Source organism: Rhodococcus sp. RCBS9 (assembly GCF_029457415.1).
In the GTDB taxonomy this organism is placed as follows: domain Bacteria; phylum Actinomycetota; class Actinomycetes; order Mycobacteriales; family Mycobacteriaceae; genus Rhodococcus_F; species Rhodococcus_F qingshengii.
On record NZ_CP120422.1, the window covers coordinates 6149498 to 6169580 of the forward strand.

The 20083-nt window shown below is 61.4% G+C and carries 21 protein-coding genes; 7 read left to right on the plus strand and 14 right to left on the minus strand.

Annotated features, from left to right (window positions below; all coding sequences use genetic code 11):
- The first annotated feature begins 197 nt into the window (after window positions 1–197).
- The 3 genes from P0M12_RS28615 to P0M12_RS28625 are packed head-to-tail and all read left to right on the plus strand — an operon-like array spanning window position 198 to window position 4680.
- Complete coding sequence (locus tag P0M12_RS28615; protein WP_003941432.1) at window positions 198–1022, plus strand: FAD binding domain-containing protein; 825 nt, start codon at window positions 198–200, stop codon at window positions 1020–1022.
- Window positions 1019–3712 carry a molybdopterin cofactor-binding domain-containing protein gene (locus P0M12_RS28620; protein ID WP_030538059.1) on the plus strand — a complete coding sequence of 898 codons (2694 nt, stop codon included), beginning with the start codon at window positions 1019–1021 and terminating at the stop codon, window positions 3710–3712. Before P0M12_RS28615 ends, P0M12_RS28620 begins: the two co-directional genes overlap by 4 nt.
- Window positions 3709–4680 carry an antibiotic biosynthesis monooxygenase gene (locus P0M12_RS28625; protein ID WP_030538060.1) on the plus strand — a complete coding sequence of 324 codons (972 nt, stop codon included), beginning with the start codon at window positions 3709–3711 and terminating at the stop codon, window positions 4678–4680. The genes P0M12_RS28620 and P0M12_RS28625 overlap by 4 nt, the downstream gene beginning before the upstream one ends.
- Before the next feature lie 85 nt (window positions 4681–4765).
- Here P0M12_RS28625 and P0M12_RS28630 read toward each other — a convergent pair whose 3' ends face one another.
- Together P0M12_RS28630 and P0M12_RS28635 are read right to left on the minus strand one after the other, a co-directional pair.
- Window positions 4766–6004: an HNH endonuclease signature motif containing protein gene (locus P0M12_RS28630; protein ID WP_151098070.1), complete on the minus strand. Its 1239-nt coding sequence runs from the start codon at window positions 6002–6004 to the stop codon at window positions 4766–4768.
- 117 nt (window positions 6005–6121) lie between these two features.
- Window positions 6122–9226, minus strand: a complete 3105-nt coding sequence (locus tag P0M12_RS28635) for a multicopper oxidase domain-containing protein (RefSeq protein ID WP_191908680.1) — start codon at window positions 9224–9226, stop codon at window positions 6122–6124.
- A gap of 317 nt (window positions 9227–9543) precedes the next feature.
- Between P0M12_RS28635 and P0M12_RS28640 the strand changes: the two genes are divergently transcribed.
- Window positions 9544–10155, plus strand: a complete 612-nt coding sequence (locus tag P0M12_RS28640) for a glyoxalase (RefSeq protein ID WP_030537057.1) — start codon at window positions 9544–9546, stop codon at window positions 10153–10155.
- Between the two features lie 34 nt (window positions 10156–10189).
- Here the strand turns inward: P0M12_RS28640 and P0M12_RS28645 are convergent, their stop codons facing one another.
- Both P0M12_RS28645 and P0M12_RS28650 read right to left on the minus strand, forming a co-directional pair.
- A complete protein-coding gene (locus P0M12_RS28645; RefSeq protein ID WP_030537058.1) occupies window positions 10190–11209 on the minus strand; it encodes a cation diffusion facilitator family transporter in 1020 nt (339 codons plus the stop codon).
- On the minus strand, window positions 11206–11628 hold the full coding sequence (locus tag P0M12_RS28650; protein ID WP_003942406.1) for a metalloregulator ArsR/SmtB family transcription factor: 423 nt from the start codon (window positions 11626–11628) through the stop codon (window positions 11206–11208). Before P0M12_RS28650 ends, P0M12_RS28645 begins: the two co-directional genes overlap by 4 nt.
- Window positions 11629–11737: 109 nt before the next feature.
- Here P0M12_RS28650 and P0M12_RS28655 point away from each other — a divergent pair, with 109 nt between their 5' ends.
- On the plus strand, window positions 11738–12163 hold the full coding sequence (locus tag P0M12_RS28655; protein WP_029255500.1) for a nitroreductase/quinone reductase family protein: 426 nt from the start codon (window positions 11738–11740) through the stop codon (window positions 12161–12163).
- A gap of 60 nt (window positions 12164–12223) precedes the next feature.
- Here the strand turns inward: P0M12_RS28655 and P0M12_RS28660 are convergent, their stop codons facing one another.
- From P0M12_RS28660 to hisI, 4 genes are all read right to left on the minus strand, one after another.
- Window positions 12224–12610 carry a DUF2784 domain-containing protein gene (locus tag P0M12_RS28660; RefSeq protein ID WP_030537060.1) on the minus strand — a complete coding sequence of 129 codons (387 nt, stop codon included), beginning with the start codon at window positions 12608–12610 and terminating at the stop codon, window positions 12224–12226.
- A 73-nt stretch (window positions 12611–12683) separates the two neighbouring features.
- Window positions 12684–13310, minus strand: coding sequence for an SRPBCC family protein (locus P0M12_RS28665; protein ID WP_007732240.1), 627 nt, complete (start codon window positions 13308–13310; stop codon window positions 12684–12686).
- A gap of 26 nt (window positions 13311–13336) precedes the next feature.
- Entirely contained in the window at window positions 13337–13630 is a 294-nt protein-coding gene (locus tag P0M12_RS28670; protein ID WP_030537061.1) for a DUF1905 domain-containing protein, read from the minus strand.
- A gap of 6 nt (window positions 13631–13636) precedes the next feature.
- Window positions 13637–13984, minus strand: a complete 348-nt coding sequence (gene hisI, locus P0M12_RS28675; protein WP_003942390.1) for a phosphoribosyl-AMP cyclohydrolase — start codon at window positions 13982–13984, stop codon at window positions 13637–13639.
- A gap of 103 nt (window positions 13985–14087) precedes the next feature.
- Here hisI and P0M12_RS28680 point away from each other — a divergent pair, with 103 nt between their 5' ends.
- Window positions 14088–14609: a universal stress protein gene (locus P0M12_RS28680; protein WP_030537062.1), complete on the plus strand. Its 522-nt coding sequence runs from the start codon at window positions 14088–14090 to the stop codon at window positions 14607–14609.
- A 21-nt stretch (window positions 14610–14630) separates the two neighbouring features.
- Here P0M12_RS28680 and P0M12_RS28685 read toward each other — a convergent pair whose 3' ends face one another.
- Window positions 14631–16112: an NAD(P)/FAD-dependent oxidoreductase gene (locus P0M12_RS28685; RefSeq protein WP_030537063.1), complete on the minus strand. Its 1482-nt coding sequence runs from the start codon at window positions 16110–16112 to the stop codon at window positions 14631–14633.
- A 92-nt stretch (window positions 16113–16204) separates the two neighbouring features.
- Between P0M12_RS28685 and P0M12_RS28690 the strand changes: the two genes are divergently transcribed.
- Entirely contained in the window at window positions 16205–16834 is a 630-nt protein-coding gene (locus P0M12_RS28690) for a TetR/AcrR family transcriptional regulator (RefSeq protein WP_037126827.1), read from the plus strand.
- Here the strand turns inward: P0M12_RS28690 and hisF are convergent.
- The 5 genes from hisF to hisH are packed head-to-tail and all read right to left on the minus strand — an operon-like array spanning window position 16831 to window position 20081.
- Window positions 16831–17604 carry an imidazole glycerol phosphate synthase subunit HisF gene (gene hisF, locus P0M12_RS28695; protein WP_003942380.1) on the minus strand — a complete coding sequence of 258 codons (774 nt, stop codon included), beginning with the start codon at window positions 17602–17604 and terminating at the stop codon, window positions 16831–16833. The two genes, P0M12_RS28690 and hisF, sit on opposite strands and share 4 nt — an antisense overlap.
- Window positions 17601–18434, minus strand: a complete 834-nt coding sequence (locus P0M12_RS28700; protein ID WP_003942414.1) for an inositol monophosphatase family protein — start codon at window positions 18432–18434, stop codon at window positions 17601–17603. The genes hisF and P0M12_RS28700 overlap by 4 nt, the downstream gene beginning before the upstream one ends.
- Before the next feature lie 9 nt (window positions 18435–18443).
- Complete coding sequence (gene priA / locus P0M12_RS28705) at window positions 18444–19178, minus strand: bifunctional 1-(5-phosphoribosyl)-5-((5-phosphoribosylamino)methylideneamino)imidazole-4-carboxamide isomerase/phosphoribosylanthranilate isomerase PriA (RefSeq protein ID WP_003942371.1); 735 nt, start codon at window positions 19176–19178, stop codon at window positions 18444–18446.
- Between the two features lie 19 nt (window positions 19179–19197).
- Window positions 19198–19449 carry a hypothetical protein gene (locus P0M12_RS28710; RefSeq protein WP_277377185.1) on the minus strand — a complete coding sequence of 84 codons (252 nt, stop codon included), beginning with the start codon at window positions 19447–19449 and terminating at the stop codon, window positions 19198–19200.
- Window positions 19446–20081, minus strand: coding sequence for an imidazole glycerol phosphate synthase subunit HisH (gene hisH / locus P0M12_RS28715; RefSeq protein ID WP_003942389.1), 636 nt, complete (start codon window positions 20079–20081; stop codon window positions 19446–19448). The genes P0M12_RS28710 and hisH overlap by 4 nt, the downstream gene beginning before the upstream one ends.
- Between the last annotated feature and the right edge of the window lie 2 nt (window positions 20082–20083).

Genomic DNA, 20083 nt, shown 5'->3' on the forward strand with positions numbered 1-20083 from the left:
CGAAAGCAAGAGGCTGATCGCGCCTCTCAAGCAGTCGTACCCAGAATCGGCAAGCGCATGCACCGCCCCACCAGTCGATGTCACGTACGTATCGCTCATGTTTCGCGTGCCCGATATGTACTAAAAGTGTGAATGTGTCTCGTCACCTCGGTAATGTCCCACTCCGAGAAGACACATCCCCCGAGGGGAGCAGGCGCATGGACATCACCACCATTACCGACGTGATACGCCGACCACCGGATCGCCCAGGGGACGTGTGGCGTCCCGGCGACGCCTGGCTCGCGGGAGGAACGTGGCTGTTCTCAGCGGAACAACCCGACACCCGTCGACTCGTCGACCTCAACGCGCTCGGCTGGACATCACTGGAGGTCGGCGCGACTCATTTCGGTGTCGGGGCCACGTGCACCGTTGCCGAACTGTATGCGTTTGTCCCGCCGGACAATTGGCGTGCGAGTCCACTTATTCGCGTCAGCTGCGAGTACTTCCTCTCTTCCTTCAAGGTGTGGAATTCGGCAACCGTAGGCGGCAACATCTGTATGTCACTTCCAGCCGGACCGATGATCACCCTGGCAGTTGCACTCGAGGCTTCGTTCACACTATGGGCTACCGACGGAACAGTGAGGACCGTCGACGCGTGCGACTTCGTGACCGGTGACCACCAGAATGTCCTGGAGCCGGGCGAAGTCCTTCGGAGCATCGAGTTCCCGGTGCACTCACTCACCAAACGGCACGCCCACCGCCGCTTCAGTCTCACGCACCTCGGCCGTTCGACGATCTTCATGATCGCGACGCAGACTCCTGGCGCCGACGACTTTCACCTCACCATCACCGCCGGCACCACCCATCCGATCCGGCTGACGTTCGACACGATGCCGGACGAGCACTCTCTGCGACGAGCCGTCGACTCCATTTCGGCCGACAGTTGGTTCGACGATCCCAACGGAACCCCCGACCACCGCCTCCACCTCGCCCGCCACTACGCCGACGAGCTCCGAAACGAACTCACGGGGAGCCAGTCATGAGCTACACGGTGAACGACCGGCAGTTCCACGAGGAGCCGTTCCCGGGACAGTGTCTCCGGACGTTTCTTCGGCACCTCGGACACCACGGGGTGAAGAAGGGGTGCGACGGCGGGGACTGCGGGGCGTGCACAGTGTGGCTCGACGGAGCGCCGATACACAGCTGCATCACGCCCGCCTTTCGCGCCGACGGTCGCGCGGTAACCACGATCGAGGGACTCGGCACGCCCGAAGATCTCCATCCGATTCAGCAGCAGTTCCGGGATGCACCCGGCTTTCAGTGTGGGTTCTGCACCGCCGGGATGATCATGACCTCGGCGGCGCTCACCGACGCGCAGAAAGAAGACTTGCCGCGAGCGCTCAAGGGAAACCTGTGCCGCTGCACCGGTTACCGATCCATCGAAGACGCGGTCAACGGTGTCGGTGCTGTCGAAGTTGCCCTCCCGGGACAGGCCGTCGGAACCAGCGTCGGGGCGCCGGCGGCCACCGACGTGGTGACCGGCCGAGCCGAATACACTATGGACACCGCCATCGACGGCATGCTGCACCTGAAAGTGCTGCACTCGCCGCACGCACATGCACGCATCACCTCCATCGACACCACCGAGGCGCTCGCCGTCCCCGGTGTCCATCGCGTCTACACCTGGAAAGACGTGCCGCGCAAGCTCTTCACCACGGCAATACATACCGACCACCTTGTCGATCCGGACGACACCTACATTCTCGACAACGTCGTGCGGTTCGTGGGTCAGCGTGTAGTGGCCGTCCTCGCCGACTCCGTCGTCGCTGCGGAAGAAGGCCGTCGGAAGGTGAAGGTCGATTACGAGATCCTGCCTTCCGTGTTTGATCCGGAAGAGGCCATGGCCGACGGCGCTCCAGCCCTGCACGGATCCGACGATCCCTTTGTTCGAGATCCCGAGCACAACATCCTGCTCGAACTTCACGGTCATGTGGGCGACGTCGAGGCCGGGTTCGCCGAGGCCGACGTCATCCACGAAGGCACCTACTTCTCGCCGCGGGTTCAGCACGCGCACCTCGAGACGCACGGTTCGATCTCCTGGATGGAAGACGGACGCCTTCACGTTCGCACAAGTTCGCAGTCCCCCTCCATCGCCAAGGTCAAACTCGCACATCTCTTCGACCTCCGCCCGGATCAGCTACGCGTGTTCTGCAAACGCGTGGGCGGCGGGTTCGGAGGAAAACAGGAAGTGATCAGCGAGGATCTGGTGGCGCTCGCCACCCTCGACACCGGTCGTCCCGTCTGCCTCGAGTTCACCCGAGAAGAAGAGTTCACCACCGCGTCGCCGCGTCATCCGATGAAGCTCACGATCAAGCTCGGCGCCAAGTCGGACGGAACCCTCACAGCCTTTCAGTACCGAAACATCTCGAACACCGGTGCGTACGGAAACCACGGTGGAGAGACACTCTTTGCCGGCGGCGCGGCAGTATCGCTCTACCGCTGCGCCAACAAGAAGTTCGATGCGTATTCCGTGTACACCAACAATGTTCCGAGCGGCGCTCTACGTGGGTACGGGATGACGCAACCGGCCTTTGCCGTGGAATCGGCCATGACCGAATTGGCCATCGCGCTGGACATGGATCCGCTCGAACTGCGTCGACGCAATATCGTCCGACCGGGCGATTCGCTCGTCGCACTCGAAGACGGCCCAGACGACGTGATCTTCACCGAAGACGGACTGGGGCAATGCATAGATCTGATCGACGCCGCGTTGAAGCGCCAACCGGTTTCCTCGCTCGGAGACGATTGGCTGATCGGCACCGGTACCGCCAGTTCACTACACGAGACCGCGCCACCCACCGAGCACATTTCCGAGGCCTGGCTCACCCTCGGCGAAGACTGTGTATACGAACTTGCCATCGGCACAGTCGAATTCGGTGAGGGTACTTCTACCGCCCACGTGCAGATCGCCGCGAATCAGCTGGGCACAACACCGTCACGTGTACGAATCATTCAGTCGGACACCGACCGAACCGGTTTCGACACAGGCGCTTTCGCCAGCGCCGGCCTGTTTGTCGCTGGGAACGCGGTACTTCGCGCGTCGAATGCGCTCCGCGATCGCCTACTTGCCTTCGCCGCGCACCACACCGGCGTGTCGATTGACCAGTGCTCGATGGACGACGACAAGATCGTCTGCGGTAGTACTCGATTAACACTGCAAGAGATACTCGAGGCCGCACGCCCGCGCGGGATCCGATTCACCGAGGCGCGGAAGGCATACGGATCTCCGCGCAGCGTGGTGTCCAACACTCATGGCTTCCGGATTGCCGTCCATCGCGTCACAGGCGAGATCCGCATTCTCTACAGCGTCCAAGCCACCGACGCTGGGGTGATCATCAATCCAGCGCAGGTGCGGGGACAGATCGAAGGTGGCGTCGCCCAGGGCATCGGCTTCGCACTCACCGAGAACTTCCACGTAGACGCAAACGGCGCGATGATGAACCCGAATCTACGTAACTACCGGATCCCGACATATGCAGATATCCCACGCACGGAGGTGATCCTCGTCGAGTCATCCGACTCCGTCGGCCCACTCCGCTCCAAGGGCATGGCGGAGTGCTGCATCAATCCGGTTGCCCCTGCATTGGCGAACGCACTGCAGGATGCAACCGGGTCACGATTCCGGTCACTACCGCTCACCCCGGAACGCATCTACTCAGGCCTGAACCGATGACCGCGAACACGTCGGCGGACAGCGCCGCGACGGTCATCATCGGCCAGCGAGTGCGTGCCGGACTGGAGAAAGAATTCGAGGTCTGGCAGAAAGATCTCAACCGGGCGGCCGCAGATTATGCAGGCTTCCTCGGGGCAGAAATCGCTGCTCCGACGCCCACCCAACCTGATTGGGTGATCGTGTACCGATTCGACTCCATCGCTCATGTTCAGGCGTGGATCAACAGCGCGACGAGGCAGAACTACCTCGACAGCGGTCGTCAGTTCTTCGACGGCCCGGCCACGCAGCAGGTAGTGAGCGGCGGGATCAGGCCTCCGGACCCACTGCTGACTGTCGTAGTGACGCACCGAGTAGGTGACGACAGCATCGACGAGTTCCTTGCCTGGCAGGATCGCCTTCGGGAGGTGGAGAGTGCTTTCGACGGATTCCGCGGCACCGAACTGTTTCGCCCAGTCGACGGTGTGCAGGATGAGTGGACCCTGCTGTATCGCTTCGACAATGCTGCCCATCTCGACACGTGGCTGACTTCCCCTGAGCGACAACAACTTCTCGCCGAGGGTCGCAAGTTCCACGACTTCGAACTGCGAACCGTGGACAATTCGTTCGGCAGTTGGTTCGCCTTCGACGAGAACGGAAACGAGGCCCCTCCACCTTCGGAGACAAAAACCTCGATCGCGGTCTGGGTCGGTCTCTACCCGACTGTCGTCTTGCTTACTTTGGCGCTGTCACCGCTGAAGCTGCCACTCTGGCTCGGATTGTTGATCGGCAACCTGTTGTCGAGCTTCATCATGAGTTTCTTCACGATGCCGTACTACGTGAATCGGCTCCTGCACCGTTGGCTGCGTCCACCTCCGGGGATTCCTGTCGCAAAAACCAACGCACAAGGGGTGGCAATCGTCGCCACTGTGACGTTGTTCTGGGTTGTCGTCTTCTACCTCGTGACTACTCAGTTCTGGTCGCTGCCCTGAACTCTCCGGAACACGAAATGCCAGCGCATGTAACGGGGCATGATTCTTCCCCGGTGCATACGCTGGCATTTTCAGTTTTGGCCGTTCAGGCGGCCGTCGGTGGGCCGTTTCCGCCGATCGGCTGTTGATACGGATCAACCGACATCGGTGGATAGAACACGGTTTTTCGGTCGGGTCCGATCTCCACCCTCCATTCGGTGTGGTGCAGCGTCCGGTGGTGATGACCGCACAACAAGATCAGATTGTCGAGATCTGTTGGGCCACCATCGTTCCAGTGAACAATATGGTGGGCATCGCACCACCCCGACGGTGTCCCGCACCCCGGAAACGCACACCCGCCATCCCGAACCGCCAACGCCCGCCGCTGCGGCACCGTCGCCGTTCTCGCTTCCTTACCGCAGTCGAGCGGAACACCATTCTCATCCAACAAAATCCGCGTGACCGTGCAATCGCAGGCCAACATCCGCGCAGTATCGATACTGATCGGACCCACCCAATCCGCCCACGCAAACCCGAGTTCCTCCGTCGACGGCAGTAGATCCTTCAATGCTTTGAGGTCGGTCATGTCTTTTGCACTGGCGGTGACTGTGATGTGCGGTTTCACTCCGCCCTCGATCGGACCCAGCCCCGCCCGCTCGTACCGCCGCAACAATTCGCAAAACCCGTCCGCCCGTCGTAGCGCCGGCGTACGGGTGTCCTTCACGCCGTCTTTCTCCGGCGTCGGCGCAGACAGGCTCGACAACAACGTGATCAGACGGGCCCCGTTCACCGCATCCAGATCGCCCTTCACGGTCACCCGTCCGTACAACCCTTTCGAGGCGTAGAACTCGTTACGTTCGGAATCCTCGCCGACCGGGACGCCGTCTTCGCGTTTTCCGTACTGCTTCTCGATCCGCCGGATCGCCGCCCGCACCGCATCACAATCGGCGATGTTCTTCGATGCCAACCCGAGCAAGATTCCGCGGGCCTTGTCCACGTCCGCCGGCGTCATGTTCTTGGGTGGATGCTGACAAAACGACGCCACCTGACGGGCTTTCAACGCATCCACATCGCCGCGATGGAATGCATCCGCGACAACAGGTTCGAGCATCAACAACCGCGCCAGACTGACCAACAGGCTGCACTCACCGATCTCCAAATTCGTCGAACCATGCAACCACTGCGCGATCGCCCGAAAACCCTTCCCGACCACAGTCTCCCGGGAAAACATCTCCACGATCAGCAACACCATCCGCGACTGCAACTCGTGCCGGACGCGCACCAGATCCAGAACCTCACTCTTGAGGTCCTCGCCATCCAGCTGCCACGCATCCCGACTGTCCATACCGAAAGTTTAATCGAACACACTTTCGATAACCAGAGACAAAACGGACAACTTCGAGAACAGGAAGGCTCGAGACCCGTTGATATGAAACTACTTTCAGTAACTCTCAAAACCGGATCATCGGCCACCGAGCGGCAGAACTCCCCCGCCGACAGGATAGGGCGGCAGCGTTCCCACAAGCGTCGGTGTCAATGTGGTCGCAGACGGATCGGCGCGACCGAGAGTGAGTTTCCGAACTTCGGCACCCGTTCCGTTGCTGCCACTTACGAGGAGGTCCGCGCCGCTGGTCGTGCTCGTCGTGGCCACTCCGACACCCGAACCTGGACCGGTGAACGGGTCGAAAGCTGCAACCTCCCGAAACGCCACGTCCGGCGAATGGTGATCTGGACTCTCGAGGTACATCTCGGGTGCACCGTCGAGCCTGGATCCACTCGAAAAGACGCGGATTGATCCTTCTCCTCCGAGCATGCCTGCCACTATCGACTTTGCGCCGCCCTCGGCGCCCGCCACCCAACCCGTCGACAGAGACACCCCGTCGCGGTAGCCCTGATCGAATGCCAAGAACTGCGACGTCATTACAGGACCAGCCGTATGACCTGCGTGTTCATCGGAGTCGCCCTGCGCAGCCGCCGTCGGTTCGTACAGGTCGTAGCGGAACGTCTTGATCAACGGCTCCTCGCCCGCGCCGGGTGCTGTCACGATGCTCGCTCGACCGGAGTGACTGTCAACCATTCCGGTTGCGAACGTGACTCCGATACTCGATCCCGGGTACGGCGAGAACGAACCGAATTCTGCGGGTGCGGACCTCTTGTCCGCCGGAAGGTCGGTAGAGTAGATCTTGACCTGCGACTCCATCCCCGGGCCTGATGCAACGATGATGTTGTCTGCCAGTGCATTTCCGTCGATGTCGACACCGCCGACGTTCACTCCACCGCGGAAACCCACATCGAAGGGGGCGAATCTTGCCAACTCGTCGGTGAACGGCACGCCGCCGACTGCGTTGTACGCCACCACTTCCGGAGCCGAGCCTGCTCCTGTTCCAGTGACCAGATCAAGCACCATGTCTCCATTCACGTCCGCCATCGCAACACTCGGCGTGCCTTCGAACGACGGGAAGGGCGTCACAGCAGTGATCAGTTTGTCGCCGTTGGCATCGAATATCTGCACCTTGGCGGGCACGCCGGCCGAACCAGGTATCGCGACGGCATATGTCGATACCTCGGGAATCACGTTGACAGTCGCCATCAAACCGTTGTCCTCGTGATTGAGTCGGTGGCAGTGAATCACAAAGGTTCCGGTGTACTCGGTGAACTTCGTCCGCAACGTCACCGATGCTGGTTCCAGCGCATTCTCGTTCTCGTCCGTCACCGGCGCCGGCACGTTCACGTTGTCGATTCCCCAGGGCTGAACGCCCGTCGTGGTACCTGCGACGGGATCCACAACTTCCGTTACCTGGAAGTCGTTGACGTGAATATGCATCGGGTGTTCGTCGTTGTTGAGGTTCGTGATCTTCCATTCCTCAACGGAATTCAGTCGCGGTTGAATCAGCGGAATGTTGGGGAACGTGTTGTCGGCGAATTCGTAGGTGAAGGCCTTCGGATCGCTGTTGCTGGCCTTCTCGTTTCCGAACCCACCGGACACTGTGAGATTGCGGGTCACGTCGGGCGTCATCGCTGCGGTATCCACGAACGAGGTGTAGGTATCGAGCTTCTGTCCGAACTCGAAGGGAGTCGTCTTTCCTTCACCCTCGTCTGGCGTCGCACGGATCAACTGCTGAGTCGGGAACGTGAAGAATCCGTCCGCGTAACTGATCACCGACGGGTCGACGGTGACGGTTCCGAGTTCGGCGGGCGGATTGTCGGTACCGTTGTTGGTGTAGAGAATGCCTGGATTGCTCACCGGCTTTGCACCTTCGAGCGGTGGCATCTCCAGCACCAGATCGCCGGACTCCGGCATCTTCACTGCGATTGCGTATCGCGAGGCCGGCGGAATCACCAGCCTGGTTCCGTCCCCGTCCACGGGTGGCCTGACCTCGTCGAACGGGTTTCCGTCCTGCCCTACGATGGCGAACTTCGGATGGGCGCCGGTTGCGGTTTCCGTCAACGTGACCGGCATGTAGGCAAAGTCGCTGATGTTGGCAAGCACCCAGATCTCGGTCTGCCCCGGCTTCAGTTTCAGCGACGGCTGGAACTGACCGTTCACGGTGTACTGCACATCGCGTTGGTTGTCCGGCAGTGAGGGATCGGCCGGTACAGTCGTCGATTCACCCACGAAGCTCTGCAGATTGCCTGGAACGAATTGATTCTGTCCACGATGATTGGCCGGGGACAACGGTCCGGTGTACCAGTTGGTGAAATACTGCGTGCCCTCGGTGGTGTCCGAGAAATTCACCGGAGCAAGGCTCGGACGGTACGTGCCGTCGGCTAGTTCCGTACCGGCGGGTGGCGTCAACGTACTGACGAATTGGGGCCAGTTCGCGTCGTTGAGCTGTCGGCCCTTTCCTTTTCGGTCGAATACGAAGTTGTACTGCAGTGCCATATCGCGAATCGGAACGTCGTTTGCCGTCACGACAGGCAGATTGCCGTCCGGCCGGCCGATTTCCAGTAGCCCGGCCAGGCCCATGTACGTCTGCTGGGCGGTGAGGGTGTGCCGGTGACTGTGATACCAGTACAGACCGTTCGGCATCGTCCCCGGAATCGCGTAGTCGTACACGTTTCCCTGGCCGGCGGGAATGTTGAGCAACACGTTGTCCGCATTGCCGTCCGGACTCACGTGCACTCCGTGCGTGTGCAGATTCAGCGGAGCCGACGTCAGCGCCGGCGGATAGATCGGCACGTCCCCGCCCGCCGGTGTGAATGCCGGATCGTAGAAGTCCTGGATCGTGAGATCCTGCAAATCGTTGTCGTAATGAATGATCAATCGCTCTCCGGGATTGACGCGGAGAGTCGGCGCCGGATAGACGTCACTCGCCGAGGTCGATCCGTCCGACGCCGTACCGCGGATGACCTCGTACCCGAAGAGCAGAAAATTCGACACGGGCGCCGAAGCGGTATCGAGCGGAATCACTCCCTGATGAGCGGACAAGCGCACCTCGAGAACACCATCTCGGCTACTCAGTTTCACCGGCTCCCGATAGTCGACGGCGGTTCCGCCAGAGCCGTAATTGCCGCCCACCTCGGGCGCCGATTCACCGGAGGTACACGCGGCCAACGCCATCGTCATGGACACCACTACTGCTGCGGCTAACGACTTTCCTCGCAGTGCGATCACTGGTTTCCCCGTTCCATGGTGGCGTGAGGTACGTCCGATCAGCGCTCACCAGCCTATCGAGAAAACATCGGCTGAACAGGATATTCACGACAAATCGCCCACCTAAGGCCTGCGTGAGTGCTGCACCTTGCAAGCAGTCTCAGCAAGCCGATCAGAAATCGAGAAGCACAGCCACGGGACCCGCAATTACGTTGAAACACATGAACACACCACAGAAGTCCACTTCCGACCACACGTCGCCAATCCACACATCAGCAGGGAGCGCCCAGATGACCACCGCGCAATCCGTGATCCTCGACGTTCCCGACCTCGCGGCAGCCGAAGCCTTCTACAACGCTCTCGGCGTCGGAGATCGAATCCAGCTACGCGAATCGAACGAACCGACAACAGGGTTTCGTGGGTACACCCTCTCGCTCGTCGTCTCCCAACCGAACATCGTCGACGCCTTCGTCGGCGCAGCACTCGCAGCCGGTGCCACCGCCTTGAAGCCTGTCAAGAAATCCCTCTGGGGATACGGCGGAGTCGTCCAGGCTCCAGACGGTTCCATCTGGAAGATCGCCACGTCGTCGAAGAAGAACGACGGGCCGGCCACCCGCACGATCGACAGCCTCGTGCTGCTGCTCGGCGCCGAAGACGTCAAGGCCAGCAAGCAGTTCTACCTCGACCGCGGACTCGAGGTGTCCAAGAGCTTCGGTCGCAAGTACGTCGAATTCACCAGTGCAGCAAACAATGTGACACTCGCACTGTATGGTCGCCGCGCTTTGGCAAAGGATGCCGGGGTTGCTCCGGAAGGCACCGGATCACACCGTCTGACCGTTGCCGGCGCGTCTGAAACCTTCACAGACCCAGACGGTTTCGCCTGGGAAGCCGCCTGCGCTTGACATCAAGCACAGATCACCGGGAAGGCGGCCGGTATCAGACTTCGGAGTTGGCCGCGTCATGCGCCGGGTACGCATGCACCAAGGCAGTAGCGAGTTTGGGCACCGCGTGAGTGAGCGAATGCTCGGCGCTGTGTGCAATCGCATGAGCTTCGGCAAGTGTTGCCCGGGGATCGATGTCGAGTTCTGCATCGGCATGCAGTCGGTGTCCGATCCACCGCATCTTCAGATCACGAACACCGAGGACTCCAGGTTCGTGCATCAATGCATGCTCTGCGTCGTCCACCAACTCAGGTTCGACGCCGTCCATCAACCTCCGGAAGACGTCTCGCGCTGCAGTCCTGAGCACCGCCACGATGGCAACGGTGATGACAAGGCCGATGATCGGATCTGCCAACGGGAAACCCAGCGCAACTCCCCCCGCCCCCAGAAGGACTGCGAGCGAAGTGAATCCGTCGGTCCGAGCATGCAATCCATCAGCCACCAGGGCCGCTGAACCGATTTGCCTGCCGACCCTGATCCGATACAACGCCACCAATTCGTTTCCGATGAAACCGATCAAACCTGCCGCCGCTACCCAACCGAGGTGCTCGATCTCGACCGGGTTGATCAATCGTCTCACCGCCTCGACACCGGCGATCACTGCCGACAGTGCGATCATGGCGAGTACGAACAGTCCGGCCAAATCCTCCGCACGCCCGAAACCATAGGTATAGCGCCTGGTCGCAGCGCGCCGACCGAGCGCGAAGGCAATCCAGAGTGGGACTGCCGTGAGCGCGTCGGAGAAGTTGTGAATGGTGTCCGCCAGCAGCGCCACCGAACCCGAGATCGCCACGATCGCGACCTGAGCAACTGCGGTGACTCCGAGCGCAACAAGACTGATCTTGACCGCCCGGATGCCGATTGCGCTCGATTCCAATGCGTCGTCGACACTGTCGGCAGCGTCGTGACTGTGCGGCGAGAACACTTCGCGGACTGCCGATCGAAATCCCCTCGGCCCGTGGACATGGCGGTGGCCGTGGCCGTGGCCGTGGGACGTCTTGGGTTCGTGCGTCACGACGCACCTTCTTCTTGATCGGTCCGATCGACGTTCGCCGAGCGCTCCGGGTGTATCTCCCGAAGTTCACCTTCACTACGGTGATGCCCCGGCAATCCGGGTCCGGCATGCTCCGCATTGAAGACCGCGTCCGTAACCAGTTGGCGCACATGGTCGTTCTCCAGGCGATAGAACACCGTCGTACCATCGCGGCGCGTTCGTACCAACCTTGCCATGCGCAATTTCGCCAGGTGCTGCGACACCGAGGGCGCCGGCTTGCCGACGCGTTCCGCCAGTTCGTTCACCGAGCACTCGCGGTCTACCAATGCCCACAAAACCTGCACACGGGTTGCGTCGGCCAGCATGCGGAACACCTCGACGACGAGGTCGACTTGATCATCGGGAAGCTTACGGCGACAAACACCACTATCTGCGTTCATACGTAGATAGTAGATCATGCTGGACGCCGAAGATGACCTCTCGTCGATTCACCAGTTGTGCAAAGCTTGGCGGCAGAGCCCTTCGCCACTCGCAGACCGGGAGACAACGATGAGTACCGACGATTGGAACGCAGGAATCATTGCGGAATTTCGGGAGAACGAGGGCAAGGTAGGTGGCCCCTTCGAAGGTGCGCCCATGGTGTTGGTCCACCACACAGGACGCAAATCCGGACGCGATTTCGTGAGTCCCATGATGTATCTGGCAGACGAGCAGGATCCGAAGACCATCTACGTTTTTGCATCCAAGGCCGGTGCCCCGACCAATCCCGACTGGTACTACAACCTCGTTGCCACCGACCAGGCAGAGGTCGAGATCGGCACCGAAACATACCCGGTCTCCGTCAGCGAAGTAACCGGCGAGAAGCGTGACCGCATCTACGACGAGCAGGCCAGTCGATACCCGGGATTTGCCGAATACGCGGAGAAGACCGCTGGGATCCGCACAATCCCGGTGGTAGCCCTGACTCGCGCGTAAATCCTGGTAGCACCTCCCAGTCGTTTCCATTCGGAAACGGCTGGGATCGTTTGTACGGAATCAGGTCGCTGAAGAGGCTTTGACCTCACCCTTCGCATGCCGTCCGAGCAGCACGTATCCTACCCAGGATCCGACAACCACTGTCGCCGCGAGCGCCTGTACAAGGCCTTCGATACTCGCCGGATAGAACACGCCGGTGATGTAGTGCGAGATGAATCCGGTGGACGGCAACTCCGCGATCCCGGCCATCCGGCGGGCCCAGTTCTCGAGATTGGTCAGCGGGCAGTCGTATCCGACCGCTATCGAACCGACTCCCCAGACGACTGCAAGAAGGTGGAAACCGATGGTACGACGCCACTTCCACGCCACGAATCCACCCAGCACCACATAGAGGACAAACCCGAAGTGAACGAACACCGTTACTACTTCGATGAGCCGATACACCATCGTCGTCTCCGCTCGTGGCGCGGAAGTCCCGCAACAACCAGACTAATCCGATGTTAGTCCTCGTAGAGGTGATCTACCCGGTGTATGCAGCGGTCGTGCGAGCCGCGGCGGCTGCAGCCGCATCCGGGTCGTCGCCCGATGCGATCGCAGCTTCGGCCCACAGTTCACTGCTTCCCGCGATGAATGCCTTGGCCTCGTCGCTCGCCGACCACTCGGGTGTCTCGAGTGGCGTCGCGATCCCCAGTTCCACGTGTCGAGCCAGCCCGAGCAGTCCCATGTCCCACCCGACGCCGACGGCACCTGGACCGTACTCGGCCCACCGATCCGGCTCCACGTCCGCGGCATGTTCGAAATCGAACAGCGTTGCACCACTGCCCTTTTCGGCGAGATTTACAGTCACATAGCTCACATCGCCGCCATATTCCCAGGTGATGCGAAGAGTTCGAGGAGCTTCGCACGCCAAAATCTCGCCGCCGGCGTTGCCCTCGAGCTGATAGTGGCCGCCGATCATGGCTTCTCCCGCGACCGGCATGAACCATTGGCGAATGCGGTCGAACTCGGTGATCGCCGCCCAGACCGTGCCTATTGGTGCCGCGAGAGTCCGCGACATGCGCAGCATGCGCGTTTTCCCCTCGTCTCCGCCGAACGGGCCCAGTTCTCGCGCCACCAACTGCAACGAATCAACTGCTTTGTCGACCATGAGACTCCTCGGTTCGAGCGAAACTTTCAGCTCAGTCGCTGCTGTAGATGTACCGCTACCTCTTCTCCAGCGGCGCTCTTGCCGATCGCCTTGCACAGCGCCACGCGCAGCGGAAGCCAGTGCGGTCCGTCACCGGAGGGCATCAGCGTCGCCTCGAAGGGATGCTCACCATCGAGGGTCCCGACCACCTTCACAGCGCGTCTGGTTCCCAGAATTTCCGCCGAGCCGGGCACGGCCAAGAACGTTGCGAACGCACCGTCTTTCTCGATGGGAGCGGTGAACGAGTAATCGAGCGGTTGTGGAGTCTTGTCAGTGGCCATCTCGCGTCACTGCTCAGCAGCGAGCAGGACGTCGGTGTCGAAACACGTGTGAGTGCCGGTGTGGCACGCGGCGCCCTCCTGATCGACGATCAGCAAGACGGAATCGCCGTCACAGTCGAGGCGCACCTCGTGCACGTACTGGGTGTGCCCGGAGGTCTCTCCCTTGACCCAGTACTGCTGCCGCGAGCGCGAATAGTACGTCCCCTTACGGGTTTCCAGTGTTCGCGCGAGCGCTTCGTCGTCCATCCACGCGACCATCAGCACATCACCGGTCGACTTCTCCTGCGCAACCGCGCTGAACAGTCCGGCGTCGTTTCGCTTCAGCTTCGCCGCGATTGCGGGATCAAGACTCATATGACGTTTATACCTTCCACCTGTGACTTCCGTGGAATTCCCCTGCACGGCCGCCCTAGAATGGAAGTTCCTTCGCTTCTCTCGCTCTGGAAGAAGATCCGACATGAACCATCAACGTCATGACGGTCCGCACCCGGAGTACATCTGCCATCTCGCGAACCTGAGTACCGATCGCGTCCGAACCCGCCACGTCGTTCTCGGCATCGGCCCAGGTGCTACCAGCAAGAATGTACTCAGCTACGCACTGACGCTTGCCGCCAAGGAGGATTCAGCCCTCCACGTCGTTCACTGCATCACGTCCGAGGACCTACCTGTCGAAACCGACTCACCAGAATTCGAAACGCGTCTGCACGACGAGATGGTGTCGCAACGCGAGCAGACAACCTCGGCACTTGCCTCGCACGCCGACACCTGGACGTACGACTGCACCTATGGAGACCCGGCCGGTGTCATTCTCGCAACCGCGGACAAATACGACGCATTTACCATCGTGATCGGATCTCCGCGAAAAGGCGCTGCCTCCGCGGTGAGCCGACTGATGCACATCTCGGTCACTTCCCGACTGAACCGGCAGAACCGTTATCCCGTGATATCGGTTCCGACCGGAGTCAGCTCGGCAAGATAGCCGAACGCGGGACAAGCCCGCCTAGATGATCGAATAGTCCTCGAGCGGAAAGCGTTTCGCTTCGACGAACGCATTCCGTGTAGACGTGGGCCGCAGAATCGCAGCCTCGCCGTGCTGATTGAAGTAATAGCTTCGTGCAGTCTGGCAACTACCGCCGTAGAAGACGGAGTCCGCCAGGTTCTCGGTCATCCGGTCGAGGAACTCGGCGTTGGCAGTTTCGGTGACCTCGAATGTTTCCGCGCCGCGCCGTTTCACCTCGCCGAACAGTCGATCCATGTGCTGCATCTGGGATTCGATCGTCGTGAAGTAGGACAACCCGCTGTACGAGTACGGGCTGGCGAGCGTGAGGAAATTGGGGAAATACGGAACCGCGACCCCTTCGTAGGCCTGGAAACGGTTGTCGCGCCACCACTTACCGAGGTTTCGTCCCTCTCGACCGATAACCTCGATGGCTGGAAAATTCACATCCCAGAGGTTGAATCCCGTTGCCAGCACCAAGGTGTCGATCTCGGTCTTGCGACCGTCGGCGGTGACGATTCCGTCGGCAGCGATGTGGTCGATCGGCGTCGTTTCGAGATGCACGTTGTCCTTGGTGAACGTACGGAAGTAGCTGTTGGAAAATGTGGGACGCTTGCACCCGAAGTCGTAGTCCGGTGTGAGTTGTTTGCGAAGGCTGGCGTCGCTGACCTGGGACCGCAGAAACGCACGTGATGCGGCCGCCGCACCCTTGTTCAACAGTTTGACCTGCTTGTAGTGCAGGACCGCGCTGACCATGATCATTTCTAGGATCGACGAACTGACAGCGCGCGCGATTCGCTGGGTGAGCGGAATACGCGAGAACAGCTTCTGCACTGCATTCGGAATGGGGACGTCGATCTTGGGAACCACCCAGATCGGCGTGCGCTGGTAGACGGTCAACTCTGCGGCCTGACGCGCCACCTCGGGGATCAACTGCACAGCGGTGGCGCCGGTTCCGATGATTGCGGTCTTGGTGCCGGACAGATCGTAGGAATCGTCCCAGGCCGTGGTGTGGATGATCTTGCCGGCGAAGTCGTCGATACCGGAGATGTCGGGCCGATGCGGTTGCGAGAGGAAACCCGTCGCAGTCAGGAGGTACTTGGCAGTGATGTCCGGCGCGCCTTCGACGGATACGACCCAGTGCGAGGAATCCTCGTCCCAGCGGGCTCCGTTGACCACGGCACCGAACGTCATGTGCTTCCGCAGATCGTACTTGTCCGCGACGTGGTCGGCGTACTTCTTCAGTTCCGCGCCCGGTGCGAAAAGCCTGGACCAGTTCGGATTGGGCTCGAACGAATACGAGTAGGTGACCGACGCGATGTCGACAGCCAGACCGGGATAGCGGTTGACGTGCCAGGTTCCACCCAGATCGTCCTCGCGCTCGAGGATCGCCAGGTTGTTCAGGCCCAGCCGCTTGAGTTGAATGGCCGCACCCATTCCGCCGAAGCCCGCCCCCACTACTACTGCGTCGTACTGCACTGCCATCGGAGAATCCCTCTCGTGAACTGCACATCAGAAAAACTGCACATCAGAAACTGACACGTCATTCCGTTATTGAGAACGGTATCATTCCTGATGTGACGAAGGCCATGACCAGAGCGGAACGAAAAAAGGCGGAATTGCGCCGCGAGATCATCGACGCATCATTCGAGTGCTTCGCCCAGCGCGGCTATCACGCAACCGGAATTGCCGACATCGCAACAACTCTCGGAATCGGCCACGGGACCTTCTACCGGTACTTCGAGAACAAGCGCGACATCATCGATCACGTCATCGACGACCTCGTCGCAAAGATCATCAGCGCACTGGCCACCGAGAATGCTCCCGACGCCGCCAGCACACTGGACGAGTACCGCGCCCAAGTGGGACGGATCGCCGAGGCGCTCCCCCGCATCTTCTTCGACGACCCCCGCATCCCGCGGGTTCTGCTGTTCGAGACGACGGGCGTCGACGCCGATCTGACGGGCCGGATGCTCGATCTACTCGACCAGTCGGCATCGTTGACCGCGGCGTACCTGCACCACGGAGTCGAATGCGGCTATCTACGCGCCGACCTCGATGTCGACAACACTGCCCACGCCGTCAACGGCATGATGCTGGCAAGTGCGATTCAAGGATTGCGAGCCGGTTCGTCCGTCGACTGCACGGCGTTGAACCAAGCCATCAGCCGCCTCATGTTCGACGGAATCCGCGCCGAGAACGCCTAGCGAACGACGATTCCCTCGGCACGCATCGCATCCTTGACCTCCGGGATGCTCAGATCGCCGAAGTGGAAGACACTTGCTGCGAGAACTGCGTCTGCGCCCGCTTCGACAGCCGGGGCAAAGTGCTCGACCAGGCCGGCACCGCCACTGGCGATCACCGGTACGTGGACTGCCGCCCGGACAGCGCGGATCATCAGAAGGTCGAAGCCCGCTTTGGTGCCGTCGGCATCCATCGAGTTGAGCAGGATCTCCCCCACTCCCAACTCTGCACCACGCTCGGCCCACTCGACAGCGTCGATCCCGGTGCCGCGCTTGCCCCCGTGCGTCGTGACCTCCCACCCCGACGGTGTGTCCGGCTGCCCCTGGGGAACGGTGCGGGCATCGACCGAGAGGACGATGCACTGCGAGCCGAAACGCTCACTCAGTTCCTTCAGCAGTTCCGGGCGCGCAATCGCCGCGGTGTTCACGCTGACCTTGTCGGCACCGGCACGCAGCAGACGATCGACATCCGCGACCGTGCGCACTCCACCGCCGACGGTCAGAGGAATGAAAACCTGCTCGGCAGTGCGACTTACGACGTCGAGCATCGTGCCGCGATCCGACGTGGAGGCGGTCACGTCCAGGAAGGTCAGTTCGTCGGCGCCCTGAGCGTCGTACGCTGCCGCGAGTTCCACCGGATCTCCGGCGTCGCGAAGATTCTCGAAATTGACACCCTTGACCACTCGCCCGGCGTCGACGTCGAGGCACGGAATCACACGAACTGCGAGGGTCATGACTGTGGTCCTCCTGAGGACGAAGCGCGCGGATCACCGAGCGCGTTGAGGATATCGAGAATCTCACCGTGGATGCCCGGAGCGGCAGCGAGCACCGACTCCGATTCTACGGTCCACGGGCGGCCGGCCAGGTCGGTGACCACCCCGCCCGCACCGCGAACGAGCGCGACCCCGGCCGCGTTGTCCCACGCGTTGCGGCCGTAGACGATCGCACCGCCCAGGATGCCGGCCGCGGTGAAGGCCAGATCGACTCCGGTTGAACCGTGTATCCGGATCCGCGAGGACACCTTGCTGATCTCGGCGAGGAGGTCGAGACGGAAACTGCCGGGGATCCGCCCTCGACTGTTGACGTTGAGCGCACCCAAGCCGACGATCGACGACGCCAGATCGGTTGGCTCCAGCGGCGGTACGGCGATTCCATTGACCAACAACGGACCGCCGGCGCGAGTCGCGTACGTGTGACCGATCAATGGAAGCCAGGTCAATCCGAGCACCGGGACACCGTCGTCGAGAAGCGCCAACAACGTTCCGGCAGTGGGCAATCCGGCCGAGTAGTTGAAAGTACCGTCAACGGGGTCGAGAACCCAGACGAGCCCGGAACCGACGTCGGGACCGCCGAATTCCTCGCCGTGCACCTCGATGCCGGTCTGCTCGAACAACTCCGCGGTCAACCGCTTCTCGAGCGCAAGATCGACCTCGGTGGCAAAATCACCCCAGCCCTTGCGGACCGCACTCGGGGCGCCGACACCGGAGACGAACTGATCGTGGACGCCGTCGAGAAGCCGACCCGCAATCGCGAGAAGTTCGTCGAGGTCACGCGTCGGAGTCATCTGGAAAATCTATCCGGAAACTGCTGCCAGTGCTTCGGGGAGAGTGAAGCGACCGGCATACAATGCCTTGCCCACGATCGCGCCCTCGACACCCTGATCAACCAGGCTGGAAATGGCGAGTAGATCCTCGATGGTCGACACACCACCGGAGGCGACGACGTGCGCGTCGGTGACCGCGCAGACCTGGCTGAGAAGTTCGAGATTGGGACCGGTGAGTGTGCCGTCCTTGGAGACGTCGGTGACGACGTAACGAGTGCAGCCGTCACGGTCCAGACGCGCGAGGGTCTCCCACAGATCGCCGCCGTCGGTGACCCAGCCGCGACCACGGGTGCGGTACTGACCGTCGACGAGACGAACATCGAGGCCGACAGCGATCTTGTCGCCGTACTTGGCCAATGCACGCGCACACCACTCGGGATCCTCGATAGCGGCAGTACCGAGATTCACGCGAGCACAGCCGGTGGCCAGTGCGGCTTCCAGGGAAGCGTCGTCGCGGATTCCACCGGACAGTTCCACCTTGACCGTCAGGTCGCCGATGACGCCGGCCAACAGTTCACTGTTGGACCCACGCCCGAAAGCAGCGTCGAGGTCGACAAGATGCACCCATTCGGCACCGTCGTTCTGCCACGCAAGAGCAGCGTCGCGGGGCGACCCGTAACCGGTCTCACTTCCCGCCTCTCCTTGCACGAGGCGAACAGCTTCACCGTTGACGACATCTACAGCAGGCAAAAGGACCAGGCTCACGTGCGGTAACCCTAGTAGGTCAGGACCTCGTACCGTCTTCCGGGTCACCGAACGCTTTTCGGGTCATCCGCTTGGATACGACGCCCATTGCCGCAATCGCAGCGGCGACCCCCACGAGACCGATCACGAGGCCGACGCCCGGCGATGGTTTGAGAACAACGATGACGACAGTTGCGACCGCCAGCGCAGCCACAGCGGCGCCGAGCGAGAACAACGCCAGACGGGCGAGGGAGAAATCGTCACCGCCGTTCGGTCCGGATCCCCCGGTCACAAACTCTGCACCCAGTTGCTCAGCAACTCGGCGCCTGCGTCACCGGATTTCTCGGGGTGGAACTGCGTTGCCGACAACGCACCGTTCTCGACGGCAGCGAGAAACTTTCCGCCGTGATCGGCCCATGTCAGCTTCGGGGGTGCAATGTGCTCGGACGGCGCGAGCTCCCAACTCTGCACACCGTAGGAGTGGACGAAGTAGAAGCGGGTATCGGCGTCTATGCCCTTGAACAGGGTGCTGGACTCCGGCGCCTCCACGGTGTTCCAGCCCATGTGCGGCAAAACCTCTGCTTGCAGCCTCTCGACGGTGCCGGGCCATTCGCCACAGCCCTCCGCCTCGACACCGAATTCGACTCCCCGGTCGAACAGAATCTGCATGCCGACGCAGATGCCCAGCACCGGTCGGCCACCGGCCAGGCGTCTGCCGATGATTCGGTCACCCTGCACTGCACGCAGACCTTCCATGCAGGCCGCGAACGCGCCGACGCCGGGCACCACGAGACCGTCGGCCGCCAGTGCAACCTTCATGTCGTTGGTCACCTCCACCTGCGCCCCGGTGCGCGCCAGTGCGCGAGTGGCCGAATGCAGGTTGCCGGAGCCGTAATCGAGTACAGCAATCGTGGAAGCGCTCATGC